A 16196-nucleotide genomic window follows, 5' to 3' on the forward strand; every position below is an offset into this window, starting at 1 on the left:
ATTAGTAACCAGCATTTTGAGTTATTAAACCACCACTTAAATCTATTTCCAATTGAGGAATTGGCCATAGTAAATTTTTGGCAGGGTTAAAATTGATTCCTTTGTCCTGTGCTTCTTTCAGATTCGTAGTTTCATAAGGATCTGTAGAAGTCAAGTTATATTTAACAAAAGATCCGTTTGGTCCCATTAAAGATTCTATAACTGGTCTTCCAGTGCTTGGATCTTTCTCACGACGGATATCAAATAAACGGAATCCCTCGAAAGCTAATTCTAAACGTCTCTCTTTGTAAATCTGTCTCAATAAATTTGGACCTGCCAAACCTTCTTTAGGATCTAATTTTGCACGGGTTCTGATCACATTAATATCTGCCAAAGCTGCTCCAGCATCACCCAACTGGTAAGCTGCCTCTGCTCTTGTCAAATACATTTCGGCTAGACGGATCAATGGCACATTCAATGGCAGTTTTCCATCTTTTTTATCTAATGCACGGCGTGTAGCAATTGGAATATAGTATTTACGGCAGATACGACCCGATTTGTTGTCATTCAAGCTGAATTTGTGCGTAGGATTTAACACCTCGTCACCATAAGCAGCTTCACCCCATTTGGTAATGGTACTTCTGCGGCGTACTACGTCACCTTCAGAAAGGTAAGCATTCTCTAAATCACTGGTTGGCATACACCATCCCCATCCGTCAATAACATCTCCAGCATCATTGCTAGGGAAATTTTTCTTATCCTCTCCTCTTGCACCTGAAAAAGTCGGCAGCATAGATCCTAAACTTTTATCCTGTACAGAAGAAGACTGAGCTTCCAAGATTGACTCTACACCATTGTGATTATTTACATCCCAAATTTTCAAGAAATCTGCTTCAAGAGCAAAAGGCCCTTCTGTAATAACTTTATTTGAGTATAATTTAGCTTCGGCCCATTTTTCCTGGTACAAAGACACACGAGCTAATAAAGCATAAGCCGCCCATTTGTTTACTCTACCGTTTCTGTTTACTGTAATACCTTCTAATCTTGATGCTGATTCTTTAAGATCGGCTTCAATTTGTGCATATACAGCAGCAACAGGACTGCGCTCCAATTTCAAATCACCTGTTCCAAGAGAAGTGGTATATAATGGAACAGCTCCAAAATTATTTACCAGCTCATTATAGCAATAAGCGCGAATAAACAATGATTCACCTATATACTGGTTTTTTTGTGCATCAGAAAGCGGTGATAAAGCCATTTTTTCTATACCAATGTTAGCTGATTGAATGGTATAGTAATGAGCTGTATAGATACTGTTCATAGATCCCATATTTTCGGGAGTAACGATGTATTGGGAACAAGGTCTGAAAGCACCGCTGTCTTGTCCAGTATTTCCCATCCAAGCGTCATCTGTCGCAGATTCATTTGTCAATCTTGGTGCCAGCAATGTGTACCAGTCATTTGACATTAATAATCTATGCGTTAATTCATTTACATAATTTTCGCATTCTTGTGCGGTTTGAAAATAGTTTTCTAAAGTTTGAGTCCCTCTTGCGTCTTTCTCTATAAAATCTTCACAGGAAACTGCAAATAATGAAAATGCTATTATCGATACTATTATTTTTTTCATATTCGTTTATTATTAAAATCCTACATTAACACCCATTAAAACTGTTGGCTGCACTGGATAATTCCATCCGCCAAAGCCTGAGCCTAAAACGCCTCCACCTACTTCAGGATCCACACCTGTGTAGTTTGTCCATGTCCATAAATTTTGTCCTGACAATGAAAGTCTAAGTCTGTCCAATCCAAACTGGTTGTGGAAAGTATATCCTAGCTGAATGTTTTTCATACGTACATATGAACCATCTTCAACATACAGAGAAGAAAATTTGGTATAGTTTTCGTTATCATCATTTTTAGACAAGCGAGGAACATAATTTGAAGTTCCCTCACCATGCCAAGCCATATCCTCAAGTCCAGCAACTTTGTTTGTCAAGCTTGCTCCATTGTACAGATCCGAAATATTCTGGTTTACAATTTCATTTCCGATACTTGCATAGAAGTTAGCAATCAAATCAAAACCTTTGTAGGCAAAATTCAAGTTCAATCCCATTGTGTAATCGGCCCATGGAGAACCAAGTTTTGTTCTATCCTTATCATCCAGTTTACCATCACCATTTACATCTTTGAAACGAATATCTCCTTGCTTAGCATAAGGCTGTAATTTAGTACCATGCTCATCTGTATGAGAATTCAGTTCTGTCTGGTTTTGAAATATACCATCAGCAACATAACCATAGTAATAACCAGGCTCATCACCTTCAACAGTCAATGTTCTGTTGCTAGATCCGTATAATTTTTCACCATCAGCTGATAATGAAATCATCTCAACATTAAAAGTAGTAAATGTAAAATCAACTCCGTAAGAAAAATCTCCTTTTTTGTCCTTGTACGCTAACAGCACATCAATACCATTCGATTTCATAGAACCTACGTTTGTCCACATTCTTGAATAATCTGGAAATCCGCTAGAGGTTGGAAATTGCTTAGTAAACAACATGTCTTTTGTTGTTTTTTCGTAATATTCAAATGAACCTGAAATTTTGTTTTTCAAAAGTCCAAAATCAAGACCAAAGTTGATATCTTCAACCGTTTCCCATTTGATGTCTTTGTTAGCCATCGAAGAAGGATAAGCAGTATCTACCACTTCGCCACCAATAACATAATAACCTTGACCAATTTTAGACTCATAAACACCACCTGGCAAACTTCGATTACCAACTTTACCCCAGCCCGCTCTTAGTCTAAGATCATTAATCACTTCTTTAGTATTTTCCATAAAACCTTCATTAGAAATTCTCCAAGAAGCTGATGCAGATGGGAAATCTGCCCATTTGTTATCAGCCATGAATTTAGAAGAACCGTCACGTCTGGCAGTTGCCGTAAGATAATATTTACTGTCGTAATTATATGAAAGGCGTGAGAAGTAAGACTGCATAGATTCAGACCAGCTATTACCACCACTGTTACGGTTTTTTGTAGCTGCATTTACCTCTCTCATCAAATCAGAGTTATTTGGCACTCCTTCGCCATAAGCCCAGGCATCATTTCCATTGTATTCTTCCAAAGCGGCACCTACCATTAAAGACATATTGTGTTTTTGTGCAAACGTTTTATTATAGGTTGCAGTTGTCTGCCATGTCCAGTCATGATTAGTAGTGTTTTTTCTTTCCACACTATTGATTTCAGCTTTTTCGTGAGCCGCATCAATTATGAAATCAGGTCTAAAGATACTTTGTGTTTTATCTCCCACCTCTACAGAACCCTGTGTACGGAAAACTAATCCTTTGATAGGCTCATATTGAAGATATGCATTGGTATTTAAATTATACTGATCTGTGTAATCATCATATCTTGCAACAGAAGCTACAGGATTCCATACATACGAAGGAGAACGTGCATAGATACTGTATTCATTTTCGGTACCATTTAATTGATCTGCTGGTTTATAAATTGGCGTAATTGGATCAATCTTATCAAAATCAGCCCAGTTTCCTGGTGATCCCCATGTTTCAAAACGAGGATTTAAAGTAATACCTACAGAAACTTTATCTGAAAATTTAAAATCATTAGCAATTCTAGCTGTAATTCTTTCCCAGCCTCCAACTCCATAAAAAGAGTCCGATTTATAGTAGTTTAAACTTGCTGCATAGGTGTTTTTTTCAGAACCTCCAGTAACTCCTATAGAAGCATTTCTTACTGGTGAAGCTTTTTTGATTCCTGTTCCCCACCAATCGGTAGTTTTGCCTCTATACTGCTCAGCATTTGGCAAATACTCAGAATATCCAGATGCAGTATAAGCCTTATTCATAATATTAGCATAGCTTTCGGCATCTGCCATATTATAAGGATTGTCCATAATCTGGAAACCATTGCTTAAGTCAACATTAAATTTTGGTTTACCTACTTTTCCTTTTTTGGTGGTAATAAGAATAACCCCATTTGATGCACGAGAACCGTAGATAGCACTTGCAGAAGCATCCTTAAGTACGTCCATAGATTCAATCTCATTATTACTCAAGAAGTTGATGCTAGTTCCCATCGGGATACCATCTACAACATAAAGCGGATCTGTGCTAAGATTTACAGTAGAGATACCACGTATAAGTACTCTAGGCTGACCACCTGGACCTCCTGTACCTGTAATTTGAACCCCAGCTACTTTTCCCTGTAATGATTCGGTAGCATTACCAACTGTCATTGTTTGAAGGTCTTTCCCTTTTACAGAAGAAATAGAGGTAGTCACATCTTTCTTTTTTACAGTAGCATAACCTACTACTACAACCTCTTCAAGGTTTTGTCCTGCTTGCTCCAAAACAACATCTATCGTTGTTCTGTCGGCAACAGTAATTGTTTTAGATGTAAAGCCTATAAATGAAAACTGCAGCTGTGCATCTTTATTTGGCACCACTATAGTATACTTACCATCAAAGTCGGTAGAAGCTGATGCCCCCGATCCTTTCACTGTGATGTTTGCTCCTGGAATTGGCAAGGCAGTTTTGTCCTTAACAGTTCCTTTTACTGTTATCTGCGCAAATGCTGCACTACTGCACAACACGGCTATAAATAACCATATAAATTTATATTTCATATATGTTAATTTTAATTATTAGAAGTCATATATGGTGTCGCCTTTTTATTTGTCGGTATTTGCTTGCGCAAATTTGTTTTAGTTGGCGATTTCATATTCAGATATTTTATTTATTAAATGTTACAACACAAAGCTATAACAAACTATTTTTTTGTTATGAAAGCTCTTTCCAGCTCAGTATCAACGATTACTTTATAAACTCCTGGTGCAGCAGGATATTTAGCATTTCCATTTTCTCCTGGTGACATAGTAGCGATACCGTTTTTAATCAATCTCCATGAAGGGTTCCACCATTGTCCTGTAAATGTTGCTTCCATAGTTCCAGTAAGCGTATACTCACCTACTAACTGATATGGATTATCAGGATTGTTTGCTAAATGAAGTCCTGTTTGAACCCATCCATTCCAAGTATCCCAGTTAGCATCTTTGATTCCGCCTCCGCATACACTTACGAATGGTCTTCTTAATGCTTCATCATCATGCCATTGACCATTTGCAATATCAGCCCATACCTTGCTTGATGGTGTATATTTAGTAACTGTATATTGTAATGTATTCGGATTTACTTTAATTTTATAGTATCCTTTTGTAGGCAGTACAATTGGAGCCGAAGCCACATCGTCTTTTAAATTTCCTGATGCATCCAATCCAAAGCAGTGTGGTGCAAAATCTGACTCTTGTCCTAAGAAATATATTTCTTTATTATTTGAATCAGCATAATATTTAAATTCAAAATCCTGTCCATTTTTATCATGGAAATACATTGGTACACCAACTGCATCTGTTGTAAGATTTGTTCCTTTTGGCTGATCGCATAAATAAATTGCTGGATACTCATTAGTAGCTACTACATTAATATTCAATGCTCCAGTGTTTGGAATAGCAAATTTATCTTTGGCAGTAATTGTCAAAACATAATTAGCAGCAGTTACTGGCAATGTATATGTTTTATTGAAAGTATATGATTGTGGCGAACCAGTTAACTGAACCATTTCGTCAATACCCAATGCATCACATTTAACTTGAACAAAATCAATACCTGAATCATCATTAACAGTGAAGTTTACAGGCATTAAATTGCTTGTTGACAACAATACTACAGCACCTTCTTTTGGAGTTATCATTGTTATCGAAGGAGCATCAAACTCACCGTCTAAACGCAGATTAATATCCTGCTCAACTGTGCCATTAGAAACATCGGTTACTGTAAGTTTAATTTTGAAAGCTTCTGATGTTCCTCTGTCAGATGGAACTTCAAAAAAGTAACTCAAATCATAAGCAGTTACTAAAGGTTCAGTTCCAAATGCGATTACTTTATCTAATGCTAATTCTGGTATTTGAATTCGTACACTTTTTAATCCCAAATCATCAGCCAATGCGGCTTTGATTTCAAATTTCCTGTTAGGAGCACCATATATTTCTGTTGTGCCTACAACAAGAGTAGGTTTTTCTGAAGCTGGAAATTCATCTTCATTATCTTGACATCCCGTAAAAAGGACTGCAAAAAAGGCAAGAAAAAATAAAAATTTAATTTTTTTCATCTCTTTAATTTTAAGGTTATTTTTTTTTGTTTTCTAAACATTGAATGCTATTCAATATTGGCTGGTCTTTTTTTTGTAATTGTTTTAAACGTACACAAGGCAAACCGTTTTCTTCATATATAATAAATCGAATAATTTATTGACGGGCGCCAATATCTCTTTAAAAGCCAAAAGGCTTTCTTTGCTTTGCAATTGAAAACTGCAATAAAAAAATGTTTTGTTGGTTTTTGTCATACTTTGTTTTTTAAGTTAATTAGGTTGTGGTTATTTATAAGTGTTTATTTTACATTTTAAAAATTTGGTGAAAAAAAATTATTTGTCAGCACTGTTAGAAACAAAAATTGCAACAGGATTCAACAAATAATCTATCCATAATATATATCCTTTTATTAATATTAAATTCTTAATCAAAAACGTTGGGACATACAGTAAACCAAATTCTAAATATAGTTACGAAAACGATTTCTTTTTAATTTATATGCTTTCAAAAAAATATCTTGACGCTTATTATTAAATTAATAAATATATAACGTTGTAGTAACTATAAGTGCAAAGTAATGGCTTGTTTCAAAGTTTTATGAGGGGTAAAATGGAAAAAAAAGGAGGTCAAAATGGTAATTATTAATTTTAGATTACTAAAAAATACCAACTATTAAAAAAAACTTACAGATTTTTAAACAAAATACAATTATTACCTTACTTTATTTTTAAATCTAAAAAGATTGAAATTTTAATGATTTCCTTTTCCCTGCATAAAATTGCAGTCAAAAACAACATCTCAAAGCTTTCCTGGCCTTTTAAAGCTTATCATGTATTCAAAGCAGATCTATTCTTAAAAAATCATAATCTTTTAAAAATAGATCTGCTTTAACTTTAATTATTTTTCTAATAAATACTCTTCGCGTCCTCCTTGCCTTTCTCCTTCTGCTCTGTCAAAACTGATTTTATAATTTCAGGATTTTTTATGGGTGCAGGATTAAATGATTCGCTGTTCATATATTTTAAGATTGAAATCAGCATTTGTTTTGCGACTGGGCATTTATCCAAATCGGTGGTTAAATCAAAAGATGCGATTACCAGTTTTCCAGATCCGATGCTTCCTTCAAAGAGCGATGCCAGTTTTCGGTTATTGGCAAAATTATCGACCATTTCAACAATTGGATTTCCTCCTTCTATTCCGTCTGTAATGAGCGTTGTCGAATTTACATTCAAATCCCACCACTGCCAGTCGGTATTCATATCTGTCGGGAAATCGGCCAAAGCTTTATGCGAAGGATTACACAATACTCCCATCGTTCCAGCCTGTTTCGGAAAATGCACCGGACTCCAGAATACAGGAACAAATTTTCCTTCTATTCCTTTGATCTTTTTCCAATCTGGATTCAGCAGTACTTTTTTACCTTTTTTCAGCAGTTTGTACGCTTCATCAAGACTTCTGGTGTAAACTACTTTTCCGTAATCTACAGACTGCTGCTGCGGATACACCCAGATATTCCATTGGTTTTTATAATTTGTTCCTTTCAGATTTACAGTCACTGTTAATTTGGCAGCTTTCGTTATTTTTTGAAGGCTCTCATTTATATCCAATATTTTATGATTGTAACCAATAGAAACTGCAGATTTTGTGCTGCCGGAAGCAACTACAATATTGCCGTCGTTAATGCTCCATTCAATTTCCTGATCTTTTAAAACTGCATCCGAATAATTACTGATATCCAAAGAAGCAGTAAAAGATTCATCGTTTGTATACGTTGCTTTAGCAAAACGCAGCAATGGTACTACCGGAGCCGAAAACTGCCTGAACTCCTCTGGTGAAATTAATCCCTTACTGTCCCAGAAAGCATCCAAAAGACCTACCAATGCAGTTCCCTGTCCCGGAAAATCATGCAGATCCAATAATTGAAAACCGCTTATCCCTGCAGTTTTCAACGCTCTTTCGATTTCTTCTTTGTACAAAATAACGGCTAATTTACCCGACGCTTTAGTATAATCTGCAGCTTTGCTGATTAAACCTTTACGCTCTAAATCTTCCTTAACCGATTTAAAATTGATGGGTTCCAAGACTCCTGTGTATTTAGAAATTTCATCAATTTTAGGATAAACCGCATACTGACCAATTTCGTGCGTAACCAATGGCACCGTCATTCCTTCAACAGAAGCAGCATAATCTTTGTTGAAAGTTGGGGATTCACTGTTAAAAACACCTTGCCCTCGAACCCATCCTTTCTTTGTCCATTGTGTAATAAAGAAATCATCTTCGGGTTCTGGCCAGTCGCCATGTCCTTTTTCAAAAGTAAACGAAGTCGTGGTATAAAGATGTCTGTCATCTTTGGCTCTTAAACTGTTCATCAATTTGGTCAAAACAGTCATATCGCCCTGCAGTTCATTCCCCATCGACCACATACAAAATGAAGGATGATTGCCGTATTCATTAATCATGCGCTGTGCTTCGGCGTATAGAAAATCGGTAGCTTTTTGATCCTGACCAATTTTAAGACTCCAAACCGGCAGTTCCACCTGCAGATAAAAACCCATTTCGTCGGCAACTTCAAACGCAGCCTGTGGCGGACACCAAGAGTGAAAACGCAGGTGATTCAATCCCCAGTTTCTCGCAGTGCCAAAAACTTTTCTCCAGCCTTCTTTATCCATTGGCGGATGCCCTGTCAGCGGAAAAATATCACACTCCAATGTTCCTCTCAAAAATACCGGCTCATTATTATTAGTCAAAACAGAACCTTTTCTGGAAAAACTTCTCATACCAAAATCAACTGAAGCATTCGATTCATTTTTTCCGGCTTTTAATTCGGCTTTCAATTCATATAACTCAGGTGAAAATTCGCTCCAGAGCTTTATGTCTTTCCCCATATTATAATCGGTCTCAACAATTGATTCTCCCGTTTTTATCTGAATTTCCTTTTGAAGTGCTTCAACAGCAATCTTAGTCTTTTTATTTACAGCAGTAATACTCAGAATTCCTTTTGTATTTTTTGCACTGTTGTCAAGCGTCACTTTTACCTTAGCAATTCCTGTACTGACTTCCGATTTTACCTGAAGATTCGCAATTCGGACAGCATCAAAAGCTTCAATTTCTATTCTGCCGATAATTCCGTTCCAGATAATCTGCGTTTCATTGGTATAAGAATGCGCCATATTATCTACGCTGATGTCAAACAGTTTGCGGTTGTCCACACGAATTGTGATGCGGTGTATTTTTCCGGCGGTAAGATATTTGGTAAGGTCAAAATAATGCGGTGCTATCAGACTATTTTGTTCTGCTGGAAGTTCATTTCCATCAATCCAGACATTGGTTTTCCAGATAACGCGCTCCAGTTTTAGAATAAATTCTTTCCCTTTCCAATTATTTGGCACTGTAATCTCACGAGTGTACCAAGCCGCTCCCAGATAACTGTTTTTTCGGGTTAGATGGCTCATCTGCAGTTTCTCTAAACTTGGTTTTAGTTTATTAGGAACTCCAAGACCCGCATCATCTGTAGTTCCCGGCAGTTTCATCAATTGCTTAAAACTCATGTTCTGCCAGCCGTTTTTCAGTCCGCTGTCGGTGCTGTCGAGCTGTACGGTCCATTCTCCCGCAATATCCAGTACCATTTTCTCTTTTGAATCCCATGAAGAGAGAAAAAGCAAAAACAGAACAGACGTTATGATATGTTTAATTTTCATTTTATTACATTTTATAATTATATTCTAAAGTAAGCTGCATTTAATCTTAAACATATAAGTCATGTAAGCTAAACAAAGTCAGTTGTCAGATCATCCGGTTAAAAGTAAATATAAGAAGACAAACCTTTTCATTTTGGTTACGTTACCTTACTTAAATGAACTATTGTTTTACGGATTCTTTTAAACTAAAACTTAAATGACTTATATGTTTTAACAATGAGTTCGGATAAATGCTGCTGTTTGTAGAATTAAGCGAATTTCATAATTAAAGTAGTTTTCCGTTTTACAATTAAACCTTCGCAAATCATTATCTACGAAACGTTTGCTTGTTTATATCCAATTCTTTCACTTTCTGATAATATTTTTCAGATTCGGTTTCATTACCTAATCCGCTGTGACCTAAAGCCATCACATAGTAACAATGCACCTGATTTCTAACATTCAAATCATCATCCCAAATGGCAAGATCCGGAAGTGAAACCGCGAAATAATCTATTCGTGATTTTTCGAATAAATATTTCTCTCCGTGAGCCAGCAGTTTGTTGAAACGGCTTCGGGCTTTGTCTTCGTCACCTAATTCTCGCCAAGCCAATCCCTGATAAAAAATCTTATCCGGCTGCTGATCGTTATAGAAAAATGCCTGAACCGGTTCTGATGACCCCAAAGTTGCTTCAACAAAATTAGCTGTCGCATTTTCTAAATCTCCAAGTCCTTTGTATGCTAATCCTTTATAATAAAAAACTTCATTTTCTTCTGCATTTTTCAGTTTTCCTTCGCCTAAATCATGCGGATAAACTTCGGTTTCTTTCAGTAATTGTACAGCATCTGCAAATCGGTTTTCTGCTATTGCTATTTTTGCCAATTCTACTCTGCATAAAGTATATTGTCCTGTTACTTTTCCTTCACCGCCTTCCCAAGGATGGAATTTTCGCTGTGCAATCAATTCTTTTGCAATGGCGTATTTCCCTGTCTGATTATAAAGTGTAATGCGTTCAATACACAAATCATCACGTTCTTCAACCAGATTTGGATATTGGTTTAAAACTTCTAAACGGAATTCAGGCGTTTTTCCAATTTTCTTGTACAGCTGATCCAATTCCATAAAAATTCTTGAATCGGATGTGTCTAATGCAAATGCTTTTTCTAACATTTCCTGAGCCTTCACTTTGTCATTTGTCTTGTTGAAATAAGCCAATGCAAGGTTTCTTAACAAGGTAGGAAATTTTTCGTCTATGCTGTATGACAGTTCCCAGCATTTTACAGCCTCATCATATTGACGGAAAGCATACCAAAAGTTCCCTAAATAGTAAGGCGCTTTTGCATCCTTAGGATTTAAATGAATAGCGTCCTGCAGCATATTTACTTCTTCAATACGGTTTGGAAAACACTTTTCTGGCGACTCTATAGCCGCTTTTTTATACCATTCTAAAGCTTCGTCTTTATTTCCAGCCATTGAAGCAAAATAACCCAAAGCATAATACACCATTGGATAAACTTCTTCGGCATCATTAATCGATTCCTGCAATAATTGAGAAGCTTCTGCATATAGTCCCGCTCCCGCAAAATCCAAAGCATACTCGATATAACCGTGTGACCACTGGCGCATGATGGTATTCATTTCGTCCAATACCGATTGGTCTTTTGTCAGCAGGTATTTCTCAAAACGGCATCCCATGTTGAAACGGTCAATTTTGAGCGATTCGTCGATCCATGCCAAAGCTTCCTGATTTCTGTTTAATTTTCTTAAAATAGAAGCTTTCAGCTGGCGCGCTTTGTGATTATGCCAATTGCGGATCAATGACGACTTCACTCTTTCCAGTGCTTCTGACCATTCTCCTTTTATGCTGTCAATTTGTGCCAATGCATAAAAACCGGCGTCCTGCCACGCTGCATTCCAAGTTGATTTGAAAAGTGAATTATAAGCGTCTTCAAATTTTCCCTGCAGTTTCAAGCAATAACCCAGATTGTATAAAGGTTCTCCGTCAATCGGATTTGGATTTCGTTCTGTTAAAACTTCAACTGCGGTTCTGAAATAGGTTTCAGCTTTTTCAAATTGACCTCTGCGCAGCATCAATAAACCAACAGCATTATTACATCTCACATCTCTTGAATCTCTGCTTAACGCTTCAAAATAATAATCCAGCGGATTGTAAGTCGCATGTCTGTATTGTTCCAAATGCAGTCCTGTCAGGTACAATTGTTCCATTGAAGCAATATCTTTCGGATCAAGAGCTGCTTTTGCGGGATCAGGAACTGGCTTAATTTCTGCTTTTTCTTCCTGATACTGCACCAGAATTTTACCATTTGAAGTATAAACCGTAAAAATCAAATCCTCAGATGCTGTTTCTCCAATCGAAACTCTCTTTTTATATGGATTTACAGGCGAAATCGTAATTTCATCTTCAAACAATACCGTGTTTTGCTTGTCTTTTAATTCAACTTTTAAGTTTTCATAAAGACCAGTTGTATACAAAATCAGATCCGCTTCGTTTCCTTCAGCTTCTATGTTGATGATTGCATCTTTGGTTGCATTTTTTACATAACCCACTTCGGCATACGGCATGAAATACTGCACCCACGACTTTTCCTCATAAGCCTGAAGCCAAGAAAAATCAGGCTGATTATCTGTGAAAACTCCTGTCATTAATTCGATATACGGACCGTCTTTATCAGTTAAATTTCTGTCCCATGCCAAGCCGAAATCTCCGTTACCCCACGTCCATTGTTTTTTCCCTGGAGACACATGATGATTTGCCACATGCAGTAATCCAGCCTGTACATTATCTTCGTAACCGCCCACAAAATTATATTTGGACTGCACCGCCATATACGATGTTGGCACCGGAATGTTTTTATATTTTGAAATATCAACTCCTGCAGAATAATCCTGCTTGTAATATTCTCCAGTTGCAATCGGAAACTTGGAAACATCTCTTTTTCCGTGGTCAAATACCGCATTCACATCGGGAGGAAAAACCGATTTATAACCATCATTCACTACCACAGCCGGGTTCGCCCACCAAAGGAATGTCTGCGGAAAAGCGGTACGATTGTAGATTTTGACTTTTATTTCAATGTAAGCTTTGTCAGGATGCAGCGTGAATCCCTGCATTCCTTTGGTTCTGAACATTCTTTCTACTTCATTGCACCAGATTGTTTTGCTTCCGTCTTCGTTTTCCTCAATATTATAATCTGTCGGCAAAAAAGTGCTCGGACGGTGGTGCTGAGGCCAGTTAAACTCAATTCCGCCGGAAATCCAAGGTCCTGTAAGTCCCACAAGAGCAGGTTTTATCACCTGATTATAATATACAAAATGACGCTGTTTTACTTTGTCATACGCCATGTGAACACGCCCGCCTAACTCTGGCAGAATCATTATTTTGATGTATTTATTTTCTAAAAATACCGCGTTATAGGATTTATCAACCTTCTCATCAGATAATTTTTCGACCACAGGATAAGGATAAACAGCTCCAGAACTTCCCTGATACACACGTTTTTCAAGAAAAATAGGATTCTTTTCTTCTTCGCCAATTTGATAGGTCGGGAGTAAAATATCTTCTTCCCAAACGCGAACCACACCGTCTTCGTTAACAGTAGACTGAATTAAATAAGCTGTTATTTTTTCGTCCTGAACCATTTCATTTATTGATTGTTCTGCATGCAGATTGTCTGCAATTGTATTTTCCATTTTATTATATGCTTTTATTTTGTCAATTCATTTTCTATTTCCTCTAAAGACTTTCCTTTGGTTTCCGGCAGCGAAATGCGAAGGAAAACAAATCCCAACAGGCAGATTACACCGTATAGCCAGAAGGTTCCGTATGATCCGAGACTGCTGTTTAGTATCGGAAAAGTATAAGTAAGTACGAAACAGGCTGTCCAAAGAGCAAAAGTCGAAACCGCCATCGCCATAGCCCGTATTTTTGTCGGGAATATTTCAGATAAAACGACCCAGGTAATAGGTGCCAATGTCATGGCATAGCAGGAAATCGCTGCAATAACAAGTCCTAAAACTGCAAGTCCTGTTATTTCAAAATAATAGCAGGCGCCAAGTGCCGCGTAGATGAAAAACAATCCAATTGAGCCGATGAGCATGAGCGTTCTTCTTCCCCATCTGTCTACGAAATACATTCCTGCGAATGTGAAGATTACATTCGTTACGCCAGTAATTACGATATTGAACAAGATATCCGAAACGCCATAACCGGCAGCTGAAAATATTTCCTGTGCATAATTGAAAATCACGTTAATACCGCACCACTGCTGAAAAACTGCAATCACAATTCCTAACAAAAGAATCTTTGGCATTTTGCCTTCAAAAAGCATTTTATAATTAGCTTCTTCTTTGACGTCTCCGGCACTTGATTTCAATTCTTCAATTTGTTCTTTTGCAAAAGCAAGCCCGCCAATTTTGGTAAAAATAGATGCCGCTTTATCATATTTTCGCTGACTCGCAAGCCATCTTGGACTTTCGGGTATAATTAGTATCAAAACAAAAAAGGCCACAGATGGAACCGCTCCCGCCCAGAACATGTATCTCCATCCCCACTGGCCATTCCAGGAGCTTAAAATATCCTGTCCATCTATAATTGGATCGGCAATTAACCAGTTTACAATCTGCGCTGCCAATATTCCTATCACAACCGTCAATTGATTTATTGATACAAATTTTCCTCTGGATTCACTCGGAGCGATTTCGGCTATATACATCGGTGAAAGATTCGAAGCAATTCCGATGCCGATACCGCCAACAACTCTCCAGATAATAAACCATTCAATCGTATCGATCATTCCGGTGCCGACAGCAGCAAGCGTAAAAAAGATTGAAGCTACAATCATCAGCGGTTTTCTGCCGTATTTATCAGACAGACTGCCCGAAATCATAACTCCCAGAAGACAGCCCAAAATAGCACTGCCCATTACCCATCCCTGCATCGACGGAGAATTGGTGATATTAAAAAAAACTTCATAAAATGGCTTTGCACCGCCAATCACTACCCAATCATACCCAAACAGCAATCCGCCCATAGCCGAAACTAATGCGATGAAAAGCAGATAGGAAGAATTATACTTTTTCATAAATTTTATTTTCTTTAAATAATTTAACTTTACAAATGTCGTCACATATTATACTTGCAAAAATGTAATATTTATGTAAAACATGTATAAAACATAGATTTTAAAGCTAAGTTTGTTATTCTAAAAATAAAAAAACGTTTTTTTTATTACTGCTGTATTTATTTGAGTTAAAATTTAATGAATTCGCAGTTAACAACAGATAAAATATCTGACTAAAAAAATTCAGCAGTACCGAATTAGCCATTTTAAAGTAACTTTACAATAGAATATGTATATTACCATGGTTTTACATTAAATTGTATTATTTCATAAATTTGGTTTTTAATAACCCTGAAATTTTTCTTTTAAAAATTAATAAATAACCGCATCATGGATCAGATAGCAGATGGATTTAAAGGCGAAAGAGCAATAGTTGTCCCGTACAGCGTACGGCATTTTCAATCTGAAAATGAACTGACAAAAAGTGCTTTTATTACCCACATTGGCTATTATCCCAATGCAAAATATCATTTCAGGAAACGGTCAAAAGGCGCTCTTGAAAACATTCTTATTTATTGTGAAAGCGGCAAAGGGTTTATAACTTTTGAAAATGAACAGTTTTCGCTTACTAAAGATCAGGCTTTTATAATTCCGGCACACAAAGCACACAGCTATGAAGCCGAAATATCAAAGCCTTGGAGTATTTACTGGCTTCATTTTAAAGGAACTTCAGACACATTATATACAGCTGTTTCCGGAAAAGTCCTCAGCCTGAACGACAGCCGTTCAGCAGACAGATTACACTTATTCGAAGAAATCTACCAGAATCTGGAAATGGGTTTCAGTCCTGATAATCTCGAATATTCCAGTATCTGCCTCCAGCATTTTCTTGCCAGCATAAAGTATACGGATCAGTTTTTAAAAATAAAAACGGCTGACACAGAAGTTTTAGATGTAATACCAATGAGTATCATCTTCATGAAAAATAACCTGACAAACAAAATAACACTTCATGATATCGCACAGCACGCAGGTTATTCCAGTTCTTATTTTGGAGCATTATTTTTAGAAAAAACATCATTTACCCCAATGGATTATTACAATCAGCTGAAAGTCCAGAATTCCTGCTCGCTTTTGCAGTTCAGTAATTTGAAAATAAAAGAAATCGCTTATCAATTGGGCTATTACGACCCGTTTCACTTTTCAAAATCGTTCAGGCAGGTAATGGAAATATCACCAAGGGAATACCGCCTTAGATACAAAAGCCAAGTGTAGCCTTCATT

Annotated in this window: 7 protein-coding genes; 1 reads left to right on the forward strand and 6 read right to left on the reverse strand. The window is 36.9% G+C overall.

Going from position 1 to position 16196, the window contains the following annotated elements; genetic code table 11:
- Position 1: 1 nt before the first annotated feature.
- The 6 genes from ABEG11_RS03970 to ABEG11_RS03995 form a co-directional block, all read right to left on the reverse strand.
- Positions 2 to 1609, reverse strand: a complete 1608-nt coding sequence (locus ABEG11_RS03970) for a RagB/SusD family nutrient uptake outer membrane protein (protein ID WP_348822902.1) — start codon at positions 1607 to 1609, stop codon at positions 2 to 4.
- A 12-nt stretch (positions 1610 to 1621) separates the two neighbouring features.
- Positions 1622 to 4633 carry a SusC/RagA family TonB-linked outer membrane protein gene (locus ABEG11_RS03975; protein ID WP_348822903.1) on the reverse strand — a complete coding sequence of 1004 codons (3012 nt, stop codon included), beginning with the start codon at positions 4631 to 4633 and terminating at the stop codon, positions 1622 to 1624.
- Positions 4634 to 4776: 143 nt separating this feature from the next.
- On the reverse strand, positions 4777 to 6174 hold the full coding sequence (locus ABEG11_RS03980) for a cadherin repeat domain-containing protein (RefSeq protein ID WP_348822904.1): 1398 nt from the start codon (positions 6172 to 6174) through the stop codon (positions 4777 to 4779).
- An 885-nt stretch (positions 6175 to 7059) separates the two neighbouring features.
- Positions 7060 to 9852: a DUF8487 domain-containing protein gene (locus ABEG11_RS03985; protein WP_348822905.1), complete on the reverse strand. Its 2793-nt coding sequence runs from the start codon at positions 9850 to 9852 to the stop codon at positions 7060 to 7062.
- Positions 9853 to 10159: 307 nt separating this feature from the next.
- On the reverse strand, positions 10160 to 13543 hold the full coding sequence (locus ABEG11_RS03990; RefSeq protein ID WP_348822906.1) for a DUF5107 domain-containing protein: 3384 nt from the start codon (positions 13541 to 13543) through the stop codon (positions 10160 to 10162).
- 14 nt (positions 13544 to 13557) lie between these two features.
- On the reverse strand, positions 13558 to 14934 hold the full coding sequence (locus ABEG11_RS03995; RefSeq protein ID WP_348822907.1) for a sugar porter family MFS transporter: 1377 nt from the start codon (positions 14932 to 14934) through the stop codon (positions 13558 to 13560).
- A 369-nt stretch (positions 14935 to 15303) separates the two neighbouring features.
- Here ABEG11_RS03995 and ABEG11_RS04000 point away from each other — a divergent pair, with 369 nt between their 5' ends.
- Entirely contained in the window at positions 15304 to 16188 is an 885-nt protein-coding gene (locus tag ABEG11_RS04000; RefSeq protein ID WP_348822908.1) for an AraC family transcriptional regulator, read from the forward strand.
- Positions 16189 to 16196: the final 8 nt, after the last annotated feature.

Origin of the sequence: Flavobacterium aestuarii, from assembly GCF_040049115.1 — a bacterium.
Taxonomy (GTDB): domain Bacteria; phylum Bacteroidota; class Bacteroidia; order Flavobacteriales; family Flavobacteriaceae; genus Flavobacterium; species Flavobacterium aestuarii.

What these genes read in the sequence shown, in the direction of transcription:
- ABEG11_RS03970 (WP_348822902.1), bottom strand. Translation starts at nt 1,609, where the DNA reads ATGAAAAAAATAATAGTATCGATAATAGCATTTTCATTATTTGCAGTT.
- ABEG11_RS03975 (WP_348822903.1), bottom strand. Translation starts at nt 4,633, where the DNA reads ATGAAATATAAATTTATATGGTTATTTATAGCCGTGTTGTGCAGTAGT.
- ABEG11_RS03980 (WP_348822904.1), bottom strand. Translation starts at nt 6,174, where the DNA reads ATGAAAAAAATTAAATTTTTATTTTTTCTTGCCTTTTTTGCAGTCCTT.
- ABEG11_RS03985 (WP_348822905.1), bottom strand. Translation starts at nt 9,852, where the DNA reads ATGAAAATTAAACATATCATAACGTCTGTTCTGTTTTTGCTTTTTCTC.
- ABEG11_RS03990 (WP_348822906.1), bottom strand. Translation starts at nt 13,543, where the DNA reads ATGGAAAATACAATTGCAGACAATCTGCATGCAGAACAATCAATAAAT.
- ABEG11_RS03995 (WP_348822907.1), bottom strand. Translation starts at nt 14,934, where the DNA reads ATGAAAAAGTATAATTCTTCCTATCTGCTTTTCATCGCATTAGTTTCG.
- ABEG11_RS04000 (WP_348822908.1), top strand. Translation starts at nt 15,304, where the DNA reads ATGGATCAGATAGCAGATGGATTTAAAGGCGAAAGAGCAATAGTTGTC.